Origin of the sequence: Leifsonia sp. McL0607 (assembly GCF_049993355.1) — a bacterium.
Lineage (GTDB): Bacteria > Actinomycetota > Actinomycetes > Actinomycetales > Microbacteriaceae > Leifsonia.
On record NZ_CP188253.1, the window covers coordinates 2,181,242 to 2,195,510 of the forward strand.

Below are 14,269 nucleotides of genomic sequence, written 5' to 3' on the forward strand. Positions count from 1 at the left end.
AGTGTGGTAACCCACATCCTCCACGGAGGCCTTCGCTCACCTCAACCGTTCACAACGTGTCGGGGAACTACAGCTAGGGGAGGTACTGTCGGCGCTGCTCGCGGATGACGGGCTGCGTGTCGACAGCGAGGGGCGTGGCCGACTCCACGGTCCAGTTCGGGCGCGTTCCCGTCAGCGCCCAGGCCGCCTGCACGGCTGCCCCGTCGGCCACGTACTCACCAGGGGAGGGGATGACGACCGGCGCGTCGAACACTTGCGCCGCGACCGCCGCGACGGCCGGGTTCTGCGCTGCTCCGCCGATCAGCAGGATGCGCTGCTCCCGACGGCGATCACCGGAGAGGGCGACCCGGCGCACGGCGTCGAGGCCGTCGGCGAGCCCGCACAGCATCCCCTCGATCGCTGCACGCGCCAGGTTCACCGGTCGGATGGTGGCGAGGGTGAGGCCGTGGAGGCTGGCCTTCGCGTCCGGGAGGTTGGGGGTGCGCTCGCCCTCGAAGTACGGGATGAGCACGACGCCGCCCGCGCCGGGCTCCGCCTGCAGGGCGAGCTCGGCGAGTCCGTCGTGGTCGACACCGAGCAGCCCGGCGATCGAGTCGAGGACGCGCGCGGCGTTGAGCGTGGCGATGAGCGGCAACGAGATCCCGCTCGCGTCGGCGAAACCGGCGACCGTTCCGCTGGTGTCTGCGACGGGGTCGGCCGTGACGGCGAAGACCGTGCCGGAGGTGCCGATCGAGACGACCACGTCGCCTTCGGTCGCGCCGAGGCCCAGCGCGCCTCCGGCGTTGTCGCCGGCGCCCGGCCCGACGAGCACGCCGTCCGAGGCGGGGGTGGCGGGCGTGGCGGGCGTGCGGCCGGCCGACTCCGAAGGGCCGAGCACGCGGGGCAGGACGACGCCGTCGCCGGCCGTTCCGGCCTCCCGGCCGGGCCTCCCGAGCGCGCGCTCGAAGAGGTCGAGGTCGTAGGCGCTGGTGGCGGCGCTCCAGTAGGCCGTTCCGCTCGCATCGGAGCGGTCGGTGGTCAGCGCCTCCAAGTCGGGGCCGAGCGGGCTCTCGTCCGCCGGGCCGTAGCCGCGCAACCGCCAGGTGAGCCAGTCGTGCGGGAGGGCCACGGCGGCCACGCGCGCTGCGTTGGCCGGCTCGGCGTCCCTCAACCAGCGCAGCTTGGTGGCCGTGAAGGAGGCGACGGGCACCACGCCGACGCGCGAGGCGTAGGCGTCGGCGCCGACCTCGTCGATCAGGTCGCGGGCGGCCTGGGCGCTGCGGGTGTCGTTCCAGAGCAGGGCGTCGCGTATCACGCGTCCGTCGGCGTCGAGCACGACCATGCCGTGCTGCTGGCCGGCGATCGAGATCGCTGCCACATCGTCGAGACCGCCAGCGGACGCGACAGCCTCCTGCAGGGCCGCCCACCAGGCGGCCGGGTCGACCTCGGTGCCGTCGGGATGCCCCACGCGGCCCGAGCGCACCAGCGCACCGGACTCGAGGTCGCGGACGACCACCTTGCAGCTCTGCGTCGACGAATCGACCCCAGCGACGTATGTCACCTGCACTCCTTCAGTTCTCATCAACGTTTTCACCCAACGAGGGACACGCCGTTGTCAGTTCCGAAGCGGAAAAGCGACAACGACGTGCCCCTCGATAGCGGTAGGGCAGGTCAGCCGCGGGCGCCCAGGAGGTGCTCGAGGGCGAGCTGCTGCAGGCGCACGAAGCCGAAGCCCTTGCCGCCGAAGTACGCGCTCGCGTCGAAGTCCTCGTACGCGCTGCGGTCGGCCAGCAGGTCGTTGTAGCTCTCACCGGTGCCGAGGGTCGGCTGCGACAGCTCGGTGACGCGGGCGGCCTGCAGGGCCTCCTGCACTTCGGGGTCGGCGCGGAACGCGGCGGCACGCTCCTTGAGCAGCAGGTAGGTGCGCATGTTCGCCGCAGCCGAGTCCCACACGCCGGTGATGTCCTCGGTGCGCGACGGCTTGTAGTCGAAGTGCCGCGGGCCGTCGTAGGCCGGGCCGCCGTTCGGGCCGCCGTTCTCGAGCAGGTCGACGAGGGCGAACGCGTTCTGGAGGTCGCCGTGGCCGAACACGAGGTCCTGGTCGTACTTGATGCCGCGCTGGCCGTTGAGGTCGATGTGGTAGAGCTTGCCGTGGTAGAGCGCCTGGGCGATGCCCGCCGCGAAGTTCAGGCCGGCCATCTGCTCGTGCCCGACCTCGGGGTTGAGGCCCACCAGCTCGGGGCGCTCCAGCGAGTTGATGAAGGCGAGCGCGTGGCCGAGCGTCGGCAGCAGGATGTCGCCGCGGGGCTCGTTCGGCTTCGGCTCGATGGCGAAGCGGATGTCGTAGCCCTTGTCGGTGACGTAGTCGCCGAGCAGGTTGACGGCCTCGCGGTAGCGATCGAGCGCCGCCTGGATGTTCTTGGCCGAGTCGTACTCTGCGCCCTCGCGGCCACCCCACATCACGAAGGTCTTGGCGCCCAGCTCGGCTGCCAGATCGATGTTGCGGAGCACCTTGCGCAGGGCGAAGCGGCGCACGGCGCGGTCGTTCGAGGTGAAGCCGCCGTCTTTGAAGACGGGCGCGCTGAACAGGTTGGTGGTGACCATCGGCACGATGACACCGGTGTCGGCGAGCGCCTGCTTGAGGCGGTCGATCTGCTTCTGGCGCTCGGCGTCGGTCGAGCCGAAGGCGAACAGGTCGTCGTCGTGGAAGGTGAGGCCGTAGGCGCCGAGCTCACTGAGCCGGGTCACCGCCTCTACCACGTCGAGCTGGGGGCGGGTCGGGCCGCCGAACGGGTCGGTGCCGTTGTAGCCGATGGTCCACAGACCGAACGAGAACTTGTCGGCGCGGGTGGGGGTGAGGCTCATGCTGGGTTCCTTCAGCGTCGTCGGTGATTTGTTGTTTGACTAAACTTATACCAGGAGAGAGGCGCGCGCGCCACTTGCACCCGACCGCGGTGCCGAGGTCGAGCTACGCACCACGAGTGAGGTCGCCAACTCTAGACGAGTGCTCTCGACGTCGTTCGCGCGCAGGCGGAGCGCCAGCCGCGTGGCTTCCTCCGCCATCTCCTGCAGCGGCTGGCGAATGGTCGTGAGGGGAGGCCGCGCCCAGAGCGCAGGAGCGACGTCGTCGAACCCGACCACCGAGACGTCGCCCGGCACCTCGAGTCCGAGCGCGAACGCCGCGTCCATCACCCCGAGCGCCTGCGAGTCGTTGCCGCACACGAACGCGCTGGGCCGGTCGTCCCGCGCGAGCAGCCGCCGCCCCTCCCGCTCGCCGGACGCCCGGGTGAAGTCGCCCGCGGCCGCGATCGCCGGGTCCAAGCCGAGCCCGGCCTCCTGCAGCGCCGACTGGTACCCGGCCACCCGCGCTCGCGAGCACATCAGGTCGGCCGGCCCGGAGACCACGGCGATCCGTGTGTGCCCGAGCCCCAGCAGGTGACGGGTGGCGGCGACGCCGCCCGCCCAGTTCGTGGCGCCGATCGCCGGAACGTCGGCTGGCGGGTCGCCCGCCGGGTCGACCACCACCAAGGGGATGTTGCGCGTGCGCAGCTGCCGCCGGTGCGACGCCGTGAGGTCGGAGAACTGCAGCACGATCGCGACCGGCCTGCGGCTCAGTACGCCGGCGATCCAGTCGGCGCCAGGGCGGAGGTGATCGTCGAGCGCGCTCAGCCCGAGCACGAGTCCCATCTCGCGCGTGACTCGCTCGACGCCGCGGATGATCTCGATCGACCACTCGCTGGTCAGGTCGGCGACGACGAGCTCGAGGAGGCCGCCGCGCTCCGGATCGAGCCCGCGCCTGGCGTAGCCCGAGTCGTGCAGCAGCTGCTCGACCCGGGAACGGGTCTCGGCGGAGACGCCCGGCCGGCCGTTGAGCACCTTCGACACCGTGGACAGCGACACCGCCGCACGGCGGGCGATCGCCTCCAGGGTGGGCCGTCCGGCGGTGTGTTCCCGTGCTGTCCGCGGCGTCGGTTCCGGCATGCTGACACTGTGCCACAATGTCGGCCAGCCCGACCCTATTGCCCGGACCGCAGCCCTTCGAATCTCGCCTAAGGAGATCAATGCCGCTCACCGACCTCGCCCTGGCCGACCTGCTGACCTTCCGCCCGGAGATCGCGGAGCCGGACGACTTCGACGCCTTCTGGGCCGACACGATCGCCGAGGCGCGTGCGGCCGGCGGGGAGGCGACGCTCGCTCCGGCCTCCACCCCGGTGACCCAGCTGATCGTCGAGGACCTCACATTCCCCGGGTTCGGCGCGGAGCCGGTGCGGGCGTGGGTCTCGCGGCCACGGGACGCCGAGGGCGCCCTCCCGGCCGTCGTGCAGTACCAGGGCTACAACGGCGGGCGCGGCCTGCCGGGCGAGAACGTGCTGTGGGCGCTGGCCGGCTACGTCCACGTCTTCATGGACACCCGTGGCCAGGGCAGCGGCTGGGGCACGGGAGGCGTCACCGCCGACCCGCACGGCTCCGGCCCGGCCGCGGCCGGCTTCATGACCCGCGGCGTCCACGACCCCCGAGAGCACTTCTACCGCCGCGTGTTCACCGACGCGGTCCGCGCCGTCGATGCCGCTCGCGCCCTGCCCTTCGTGGACGCCCGCCGCATCGCCGTGACCGGCGGCAGCCAGGGCGGCGGCATCGCGCTGGCCGTCGGCGCGCTGGCCGACGTGCAGGCCGTGCTGCCCGACGTCGCCTTCCTGTGCGCGTACCGCCGCGGGGCCGAGGTGGCGATCGGCGGACCGTTCCAGGAGCTCGCGACGTACCTGTCGGTCCACCGCGACGAGGTGGACGCCGTGTTCCGGACGCTCTCATACCTCGACGGCGTGAACTTCGCGCGCCGCATCCACGCGCCCTCCCTGTTCTCGGTCGCGCTCATGGACACTGTCGTGCCGCCCTCGACGACTTTCGCGGCCTACAACCACCTGGCGGCCGCCGATCGTGCGATCGAGGTGTACGCGTTCAACGACCACGAGGGCGGGCAGGCGGCGCACTGGCAGAGGCAGGCGGAATGGCTGGCCTCCCGGATCTGAGCCCAGCGAAAACTTTCCAATAGCTGCGCGAAACTTGTCCCCTGCTCGCCCCGCCGAATAGCGTCGCACCATCACAGAGGCGAAGGGGCCGGGACGGATGACGCGAGCGAAGCGCGAGCTGCGGCTGGCGATGATCGGCTACGGTTTCATGGGCGCGGCCCACTCCCAGGGCTGGCGGGTCGCCCCGCGCTTCTTCGACCTCGATGCCGAGCCGGTGATGGCGACGATCGTGGGCCGCGACGCCGACCGCCTGGAGGCCGCGCGCGAGCGCTTCGGCTGGCAGCACAGCGAGACGGACTGGCGCCGCGTCGTCGACGACCCCGCCATCGACGTCGTCGACATCTGCTCGCCGGGCTCCTCCCACGCGGAGGTGGCGATCGCCGCCCTCGAGGCGGGCAAGCACGTCCTGTGCGAGAAGCCGTTGGCCAACACGGTCGAGGAGGCCGAGGCCATGGTCGCCGCCGCCGAGCGGGCCGCCTCCCGCGGTGTGCGCTCGATGGTCGGCTTCAGCTACCGCCGCGTGCCGGCGATCGGATTCGCGCGGCGGCTCGTGCAGGAGGGCAGGCTCGGCGTCGTCCGCCAAGTGCGCGCCCAGTACCTGCAGGACTGGCTGAGCGACGAGAACGGCCCCATGACCTGGCGGCTCGACAAGGCGGCAGCAGGCTCCGGCTCCCTGGGCGACATCGGGGCACACGCCATCGACCTGATCGAGCACCTCACCGGCGCCCGGCTCTCCGCCGTCTCCGGCACCCTGGCGACCTTCGTGGCGGAGCGCCCGCTTCTGGGTGAGACCGTCGGCCTCTCGGGCACGGCGTCTCGCGAACGCGGCCGCGTCACCGTCGACGACGCCGCCTGGTTCACCGCGAAGCTGGCCGGAGGTGCGGCGGACGGCGCGATCGGCGCCTTCGAGGCCACCCGCTACGCGACCGGACGCAAGAACGCCCTGCGCATCGAGCTCTCCGGCTCGCTGGGCGCGATCGCCTTCGACCTGGAGGCGATGAACGAGCTGCAGTTCTACGACGCGACGGCTCCGGCGGGGGAGCAGGGCTTCACCCGGATCATCGCCACCGAGCCCGAGCATCCCTACATGGCCAACTGGTGGCCGACGGGTCACGCGATCGGCTACGAGCACGCCTTCAGTCACGAGGTCGTCGACTTCGTCACCGCGATCACCGCCGGCACCGACCCCGAGCCGTCGTTCGCCGACGGCCTCCACATCCAGCGCGTCCTCGCTGCCGTCGAGCGCAGCGCCGCCGCCGACAGCGCCTGGACGCCCACCCGCTGACCGCCGAGTACACCCGAATTCAGCTGAAAACCGTCGAGTACGCAGACAATCCACGCACTCGGCGGTTGGAGGCCAGGAAGGAAGCATGAACAGAAACGCACTCGTCGTCCGCGGCGGCTGGGACGGGCACATGCCCGTCGAGACCACGGACAGCTTCATCCCCTTCTTGGAGGCGAACGGCTTCACCGTGCGCGTCGAGGAGGGCACCTCCGTCTACACCGACGACGCGTACCTCGCGACGGTCGACCTGATCGTGCAGGTCAACACGATGAGCAGCATCACGCCCGAGGAGTTCGCCGGGCTGCAGCGTGCCGTCCTGAGCGGCACGGGGATGGCCGGCTGGCACGGGGGAATCGCCGACTCGTACCGCGACAACGCCGACTACCTGCACATGATCGGCGGCCAGTTCGCTCACCACGCGGGCAAGCACCCGGACGAGCGCACCGGTGGCCAGGAAGACAGCTACATTCCGTACACGGTGCACATCACCGAGTACGGAAAGACCCATCCCATCACGCAGGGCATCGACGACTTCGACCTCGTCACCGAGCAGTACTGGGTGCTGTCGGACGAGTACAACGACGTGCTGGCGACCACCACCCAGGAGGCCCGCCCGTGGGACGCGTGGAACCGTCCGGTGACCTCCCCGGCGATCTGGACCCGCCAGTGGGGCAAGGGCCGGATCTTCGTCTCCGCGCCCGGCCACCGGCTCGAGGTCGTGCAGAGCCGGCCCGTCCGCACCATCATCGAGAGGGGGCTGCTGTGGGCGGCACGCGCCTGAACGTCGGCGTCATCGGGGTCGGGAACATCAGCCGGCAGTACTTCGACCACCTCCCGGCCCTGCCGAACCTCAGCCTGCGCGCGGTCGCCGACCTCGACGTCGAACGGGCGGCCGCGGTGGCGGGCGAGCAGAAGGCGGAGGCCCTGACGGTCGACGCGCTGCTCGCACATCCCGACGTCGACGTCGTGCTCAACCTCACCATCCCGCAGGCGCACGCCGAGATCGCGCTGGCGGCGCTCGCCGCGGGCAAGCACGTCTACGGCGAGAAGCCGCTCGCCCGCGACATCGCCGAGGCAGCGCCGGTGCTGGAGCGCGCGACTGCGCTGGGCCTGCGCGTCGGCAGCGCGCCCGACACGGTGCTGGGCACGGGCATCCAGACCGCGCGTGCCGTGCTCGACACTGGCGGGATCGGGGTGCCGCTCGGAGCCGCGGTCTCGTGGACGGCGCCCGGGCACGAGCTCTGGCATCCCGCTCCGGCGTTCTACTACCAGCCGGGCGGCGGCCCGCTGTTCGACATGGGTCCGTACTACTTGACCGCGCTCGTGACCTTCTTCGGCCCGGTCGTCCGCGTGTCCGGCGCGAGCTCGCGCTCGTCGCGGGAGCGCATCGTCGCGACCGGTCCACGGGCGGGCACGCGGATCCCCGTGGAGGTCGACACGCACGTCACGGCCATCCTCGAGCACGCCTCCGGGGTGATCTCGACAGTGACCGTGTCGTTCGACGTGTGGGCCACGCACGTTCCACTGTTCGAGGTGTACGGCACGGAGGGCACGCTGTCGGTGCCCGACCCCAACGCCTTCTCGGGCACCGCGTCGATCGCGACGTCGGGCGATCGCGTGTTCCACGACGTGCCGGCCGCGGCCGGCTACACCGATGCCGGACGGGGCTTCGGCCTGGCCGACCTGGCCCGCGCGGTCGAGACCGAACGGCCGCACAGGGCCTCCGGAGAGCTCGCGTTCCACGTGCTCGAGATCATGGAGGCCGTGCTCGCGGCGGGAGCGCGGCACGAGGTGGTCGCGCTGACCTCCACCGTCGAGCGCCCCGATGCCGTGCCGCTGGGAGCACGGCCGGAGAGCTGGTGACCCGCAGCGGCCACGCCGCGGAGAGCGCTGTCGCGGAGGACGCCGTCGCGGAGGGCCGCCGACGCCGAGCTATGTCATCACATGAGCGCCGCCGACCTGAGCGCCGCCGAGCTGTAATACAGTAACCGGGACCATGAACGGCAGGACGACGGGGACGAACCTCGACACGGTGCGACGGCACAACCTCGCCACTGTGCTCGGGATGGTGCACCGCGGCGGCCCTGTCGCGCGCTCGGCGCTCACCCAGGCGACCGGCCTCAACCGGTCGACGATCGGCGCGCTGGTCGCCGAGCTGGTCGAGCAGGGACTGGTGCTCGAGCGCGAGCCCGAGACGAGCAACCGGGTGGGGCGGCCGTCGCCTGTCGTCGCCGCCGACGGCCGGGTCGTCGCGGTCGCGGTGAACCCTGAGGTCGACGCGATCACGGTCGGTGTCGTCGGGCTCGACGCGCACGTGCACCGCCGGGTGCGGTATCCCACCGGCCACGTGCCGACCGCGCAGGAGGCCGCCGCCATCGCCTCGGCGGTGATCGACGGGCTCCGGCCCGACCTGACGTCGGCCTCCCGCGTCGTCGGCATCGGGGTCGCGGTTCCCGGTCTGGTGCGGGAGGACGACGGCGTGGTGCGCCTGGCACCGCACCTGGAGTGGGCGGAGGAGCCGTTCGCCGCCGAGCTCGCCGCGGCGACCGGCTACCCGGTGCTCGCGGCCAACGACGCGAGCCTGGGCGCCAACGCCGAGCGCCTGTTCGGGGCGGGGAAGGGCGCAGCCGACCTCGTCTACCTGAACGGTGGCGCCTCCGGTATCGGCGCCGGCGTCATCGTCGGGGGAGCGCCGCTGACCGGCATCAGCGGTTACGCCGGCGAGCTGGGCCACACCCTGGTGAACTCCAGCGGCGTGCGCTGCCACTGCGGGGCGATCGGCTGCCTGGAGACCGAAGTGAGCCAGCGCGCCCTTTTGCGAGTGCTCGGGCTGGAGTCGGCCGGCCCGGATGAGCTCGCGCGGGCACTGCGTGGGGCGGTCGAGGCCGGCAGGGCCGACGTCATCGCGGAGGTAGACCGTCAGCGTGGCTTCCTGGCGACGGCGCTGCGCAACGCGACTAACGTGTTCGACCCGGAGCGGATCGTGCTCGGAGGCTTCCTCGGCGCCCTGCACGAGCTCGCGCCCGAGCGTCTGCCCGAGCTGGTGGCGGCCCAAGCGCTCGCCGCCTCCGCCGAGACCCTGACGATCGCGCGCGCCGCCCTCGGCAGCGACATCCTCCTCATCGGCGCCGCCGAACTCGCCTTCACCCCAGTCCTCGCGTCCCCCTCCGCCCCGTAACCAACCGCCGAGTACACCCGAATTCAGCCGAAAACCGCCGAGTACGCAGATAATCGACGTACTCGCGAGTGGGGGTGCCCGGGGAGTACGGAGAAAGTCAGGCGAAAACCGCCGAGTACGCAGAGTATCTGCGTACTCGGCGGTTGCCTGAGCACGTCACAGGGAGGCCGGCGCGTCTCCGAAGTCGGGGATGGGGAGGCGAGCGCCGCCCTGGAGGGCGCTCTCGTGCGCCACGATGCCGGGGAGCGTGTAGCGGGCGGCCTGCCAGGCGTTCACCGGCGGCACGGTACCCGCGTTCACCGCGCGCACGAAGTCGTCCGCGAGGAAGTGGTGGCTGCCCTCGTGACCGTTCGTCACGTGGTCGAACTCGCGTGGCAGCTGCGACCGGTCGTGGATGGGCGCGCTGCCCGAGGTGAACGCGTCGCGCAGCGCGGGCGAGACGTGGGCGAGCGACGGGTCGTCCGGCGACAGCGTCGGCTTCGGCTGCAGCAGGTCCGTGATGTCGGTCACGCCCTCCTTGTCGGTGCGGTGCGACACGGTCGCCAGCTGCTCGAAGCTGCCGTCGGTGCCGAAGAAGCGGAACCGAGACTCCCGGATGTGCGACGGGTAGCCGACGCGCCGGAACTCGTTCGTGCGAAACGAGCCGCCGCCCGCCACCTCGAACAGCGCGGTCGCGTTCGAGAAGTCGTTGCCGAACATGCTCACCTCGCGGTCGAACACCCCGTCGCCGCGGTCATCGGTCACCCCGATCGCCGAGACGCTCACGGCGTGCGTGCCCCAGGCGCCCAGGATGCCGCCGATGGAGTGCGTCGGGTAGAGCAGCGGAGGGTAGCTCGCCGTCGACTTCCACTGCTCGCCGCCGGAGTAGCGGTAGGCGTCGTAGAAGCCGAGATCCATGTCGTGCACGTAGTCGCCCTCCGCGTAGAACACCCGGCCGAACGCGCCCTCCGCGATCTGCGACCGCGCGTACACCGTCGCGGGGTTGTAGTGGCTGGTCTCGCCCATCATGTAGGTGAGGCCGGTGCGGCGCACGGCGTCGATGATCGCGGCGATCTCGTCGGAGCTGATCGCCATCGGCACGGCGGAGTACACGTGCTTGCCGGCCTCCAGCGCCCGCACGACCAGCGGGCCATGCGTCCAGCGCTGGGTGAAGATCGCGACGGCGTCGACGCGCGGGTCGTCCAGCGCGGCCTCGAACGACGCGATCGTGCCGTCGAGGCCGTACTCGGCGTTCAGTCGTTCGGCGCGCTCGGGCAGCAGGTCGGTGGCGTAGACCGCGCTGACTCCGGGGTGGAGCGCGAACAGCTTGGCGAACTGCCCGGCGAACTGGCCGGCGCCGACCATGGCGATGGAGAAGGTCATGTCACTCTCTTTCGGGGGTTGGGTTGCGTGTCGACGCAGGGGAGTCCGGTCAGCCGCCCTGCTGGAACAGCTGGTTGATCTGGTCGTTGGTCGTCGTGAGGGTGGAGATGGGCGCGCCGTTCGCGTACACGTTCTGCATCGCGGGCACCATGAGCGCGGCGACGTCGGCCGCGTAGTTGGTGACCGGGAACGAGAAGGTCGTCTTGTCGGCCACCTGCTTGGTGAACGCGCCCACGTCGATCCCGCGGGCGCTGTAGGCGGCGATCGCCTCCTGGGTGCCGGTCTTGACGGCAGGGAAGACGATGCCCTGCTGGCCGACGACATCCTGGCAGGCGGGGGAGGCGAGGTACCCGACCCATTTGGCGGCGCCCTCCTTGTTGGGGGCGTTCTTGGTGATGGAGTCGGCCAGACCATTGAGCATCGACGCGCGCTTGCCGGTCGGCCCCACCGGGGTGAGCGCGATGCCGAGGTCGACGTTCTTCTGCTGCGCGTAGGTGCTGATCATCCACGAGCCGTTCATCGACAGCGCCGCCTTGCCGCTGCCCAACTGCACGTCGGCGCCGTTGGAGGCCGAGAAGTCGGTGAACGGCGCCAGGTACCCCTTCTTCGCCAGGCCGAAGTACCAGGAGATGGTGTCCTGGAACCGCTTGTCGTCGTAGTTGTAGTGCGTGCCCCACGGGTTCTTGTCTGTGTAGGACCAGCCCGTGGAGCCGGTGAACGAACTCCACTGGGTCTGGCCGTCGAAGCCGCCGGCGTCGTTCGAGGCCAGGCCGTAGGTGACGACGTGGTTCTTGTCGAAGCCGGGCTCGTCGCCGCGCACGCCGTTCTTGTCGATGGTCAGGTGCGCCACCGTCTTCTCGAAGGACCCGCCGTCGGTCGGGTTCCAGTCGAGGGAGTTCAGCTGGGCGTCGGTGATGCCGGCCGCGGCGGTGACCTTCTTGTCGTAGAAGATCGAGATCGTGTCCCAGTCCTTCGGGGTGCCGTACCGGTGACCGTCCGCGCCCATCCAACTGCCGGCGAGCCCGGGTTGGTACAGGCTGTCGTCGATGCCCTTCGTCGCGTCCAGCTCGTCGAGCGGCTGGAGGACGCCGAGGTCCACGAACTGGGCGAACTTCGAGATGTGGTCGGTGAAGACGTCCGGCTGGGTGCCCGCGATGAAACCGGCGGTCAGCTTGGTCCAGTAGTCGTTCCACCCGAGCTGCGTGATCTTCACGGTCAGCCCGGGGTTCGCCTTCTCGAAGCCGGCGGCGCACTTCTCGTAGGCCGGGAGCTGGTTGGAGTCCCAGAGCCAGTAGCTCACCGTGTTCTTCGGTTCGGCCGAAGTCTCGGCGGCGCAGCCGGAGAGCACGAGCGCGGCGGCGGCCAGAGCGCCCACGGCGGCGAAAAGACGGCGGCCCTGGCGGCCCTGGTGGGAGGTCGGTGCTGTTCTCATTGCGCGGCTCATTTCAGTCCGGTGAAGCCGATGGAGTTCACGATGCGACGGGCGAAGACGCCGAAGAGCACGAGCATCGGCAGTGCGGCCACGAGAGTCGCCGCCATCAACCCGGACCAGTCCGTGCCGCTCTGCGGGGTCTGCGAGCGGAAGATGCTCAGCGCCACCGTGAGCACGCGCGACTGGTCGGTGTAGCTGACGATCAGGGGCCAGAAGTAGTCGTTCCAGGCGGTGATGTAGGTGAGGATGCCGAGCGTCACGATCGGCGCCGACGACATCGGCAGCATCACCCGGAAGAAGACGCGCACCCTGCCCGCTCCGTCGAGCAGCGCGGCCTCCTCGACCTCCCGCGGCACGTTCATGAAGAACTGGCGCAGGAAGAACACCGCGAACGGCGTCATGAACAGGCTCGGGAGGGTGATGCCCAGCAGGGTGTCCACCAGACCGAGTTGCTTGATGAGCACGAAGTTGGGCAGCAGCGTGAAGATGCTGGGCACCATCAGGCCGGCCAGGAAGACCGCGAACAGCACGTTCCTGCCGCGGAAGCGCAGTCGCGCGAACGCGTAGGCGGCCATTGCCGAAAAGAACGTCTGGCAGACGGCGATCGTCGTCGCGACGATCACCGAGTTGAGCAGGTACCGCCAGAAGTCGACGGAGGCTCCGGAGCCGCCCTGTGCCAGCGCCTCCTCGGTGCTCTGCAGCCCGAACACGCGGGCGAAGCCGCCGAGGCTGAGGTCGACCGGCAGCAGCGACGAGGGGTCGGCGGCGAGGGCGGTGTTCGTGGAGAGCGCTGTGCGCAGCATCCAGTAGAACGGGAACAGCGTCACCAGGATGATGAGCACCATCACGATCCAGGCGATCGTGCGCCCAGCGGGGAGGCGTCGTGTGGGTTCGGGTGCCGGTTTCAGTGCGGTCTGTCGCGCGGCGGGCCGCAGCGACCCTGTTGTCGCCAGGTCGGGGGTCGTCGTCATGTCGAGGCTCCTTCGCCGGTCAATCGAGGTCGGTCCGGCCGGCGCGCGTCAGGCGGTACTGCAGCGCCGTGATGATGCTGAGCACGACGAGCAGCGCGACCGAGAGCGCGGAGGCGTAGCCGAACTGAAAGCGGCCGAACGCCAGGTCGTAGATGTACTTCTGCAGCACGTTCGTGGCGTTCGCCGGGCCTCCGTTGGTCGTCACCGACACGGTGTCGAACACCTGGAACGAGCCGATGACCGTGATGATGAGCACGACGGCGAGCACCGGGCGCAGCAGGGGCATCGTGACGCTCCAGAACGTCCGCCACTCGCTCGCGCCGTCGACCCGGGCGGCCTCGTAGACGTGTCCGGGGATGGCCTGCAGGCCGGCGAACAGCAGCAGAGCGGTGTAGCCGACGTGCCGCCAGACGTTCACGAGCGCGATGGTCGGGATCGACCAGGTCTCGCTCGCGAAGAACGGGATGTGCTCCAGGCCCAGCGCGCCGAGCAGCTGGTTGCCGATTCCGAGCTGCGTGTCGAGGATCCAGAGCCAGACGATGCCGGCGACGACGTTGGAGACCAGGTAGGGGGTCAGCACGATCCCGCGCACGAAGGTCGAGCGGGTCAGCCGCTGCATGAGCACGGCGATGAGGAGGGCGACGACCGTCTGCACGCCGATGTTGATGACGACGTACTCGACCGTCACGCCGAGCGAGTGCCAGAAGATCGGGTCGCCGGCCATCCGGATGTAGTTGCCGAAGCCGATCCACTTCTCGGGCGTGAGGAGGTTGTAGCTGGTGAAGCTGAGGTAGACGCCGCGTAGTGTCGGCCAGGCGAGGAACACCAGGAAGCCGATCGCGGCGGGGGCGATGAAGATCAGGGCGACAATTCCGTCGCCGCCTGTGCTGTCGCGGCGACCGCGGCGAGCGGCTCGTCCGGAGGCCTGCGGTGCCGCTGGGCGCGGAGGCGCCGAGCGGGTGGCGGCCGAGCTGGTGCTGGTCAGTGCCATCAAGACTCCTTCGTCTGACTGGAATGGCAATAATGTTGCGACAA

General features: G+C 70.5%; 12 protein-coding genes. 5 read left to right on the forward strand and 7 right to left on the reverse strand.

Translation table 11 applies throughout. The features are described from left to right. Window positions 1-73 precede the first annotated feature (73 nt). From xylB to ACPPVW_RS10600, 3 genes are all read right to left on the reverse strand, one after another. The gene (gene xylB, locus ACPPVW_RS10590; RefSeq protein WP_426623087.1) at window positions 74-1,540 is read right to left on the reverse strand and encodes a xylulokinase; all 1,467 of its coding nucleotides are present in this window, start codon (window positions 1,538-1,540) and stop codon (window positions 74-76) included. 110 nt (window positions 1,541-1,650) lie between these two features. Further along, window positions 1,651-2,844, reverse strand: coding sequence for a xylose isomerase (gene xylA, locus ACPPVW_RS10595; RefSeq protein WP_426623088.1), 1,194 nt, complete (start codon window positions 2,842-2,844; stop codon window positions 1,651-1,653). A 45-nt stretch (window positions 2,845-2,889) separates the two neighbouring features. Beyond that, on the reverse strand, window positions 2,890-3,960 hold the full coding sequence (locus ACPPVW_RS10600) for a LacI family DNA-binding transcriptional regulator (RefSeq protein WP_426623089.1): 1,071 nt from the start codon (window positions 3,958-3,960) through the stop codon (window positions 2,890-2,892). Window positions 3,961-4,040: 80 nt separating this feature from the next. On the opposite strand from ACPPVW_RS10600, the gene ACPPVW_RS10605 reads away from it, so the two are divergent. From ACPPVW_RS10605 to ACPPVW_RS10625, 5 genes are all read left to right on the forward strand, one after another. Then, on the forward strand, window positions 4,041-5,006 hold the full coding sequence (locus tag ACPPVW_RS10605; RefSeq protein WP_426623090.1) for an acetylxylan esterase: 966 nt from the start codon (window positions 4,041-4,043) through the stop codon (window positions 5,004-5,006). 97 nt (window positions 5,007-5,103) lie between these two features. Then, window positions 5,104-6,291 (forward strand): Gfo/Idh/MocA family protein, encoded by a 1,188-nt coding sequence (locus tag ACPPVW_RS10610; RefSeq protein ID WP_426623091.1) that lies wholly within the window; start codon window positions 5,104-5,106, stop codon window positions 6,289-6,291. 85 nt (window positions 6,292-6,376) lie between these two features. Then, window positions 6,377-7,072 (forward strand): ThuA domain-containing protein, encoded by a 696-nt coding sequence (locus tag ACPPVW_RS10615; protein ID WP_426623092.1) that lies wholly within the window; start codon window positions 6,377-6,379, stop codon window positions 7,070-7,072. Beyond that, a complete protein-coding gene (locus ACPPVW_RS10620) occupies window positions 7,054-8,154 on the forward strand; it encodes a Gfo/Idh/MocA family protein (protein WP_426623093.1) in 1,101 nt (366 codons plus the stop codon). Before ACPPVW_RS10615 ends, ACPPVW_RS10620 begins: the two co-directional genes overlap by 19 nt. 133 nt (window positions 8,155-8,287) lie before the next feature. Then, entirely contained in the window at window positions 8,288-9,469 is a 1,182-nt protein-coding gene (locus ACPPVW_RS10625; protein ID WP_426623094.1) for an ROK family transcriptional regulator, read from the forward strand. Window positions 9,470-9,625: 156 nt separating this feature from the next. Here the strand turns inward: ACPPVW_RS10625 and ACPPVW_RS10630 are convergent, their stop codons facing one another. From ACPPVW_RS10630 to ACPPVW_RS10645, 4 genes are read right to left on the reverse strand one after another with little or no spacing between them, the layout of a single operon-like run. After that, window positions 9,626-10,831 carry a Gfo/Idh/MocA family protein gene (locus ACPPVW_RS10630; protein ID WP_426623095.1) on the reverse strand — a complete coding sequence of 402 codons (1,206 nt, stop codon included), beginning with the start codon at window positions 10,829-10,831 and terminating at the stop codon, window positions 9,626-9,628. A gap of 49 nt (window positions 10,832-10,880) precedes the next feature. After that, entirely contained in the window at window positions 10,881-12,263 is a 1,383-nt protein-coding gene (locus ACPPVW_RS10635; protein WP_426623096.1) for an ABC transporter substrate-binding protein, read from the reverse strand. Between the two features lie 8 nt (window positions 12,264-12,271). Next, the gene (locus tag ACPPVW_RS10640; protein ID WP_426623097.1) at window positions 12,272-13,234 is read right to left on the reverse strand and encodes a carbohydrate ABC transporter permease; all 963 of its coding nucleotides are present in this window, start codon (window positions 13,232-13,234) and stop codon (window positions 12,272-12,274) included. Between the two features lie 19 nt (window positions 13,235-13,253). After that, window positions 13,254-14,225: a carbohydrate ABC transporter permease gene (locus ACPPVW_RS10645; RefSeq protein ID WP_426623098.1), complete on the reverse strand. Its 972-nt coding sequence runs from the start codon at window positions 14,223-14,225 to the stop codon at window positions 13,254-13,256. Window positions 14,226-14,269: the final 44 nt, after the last annotated feature.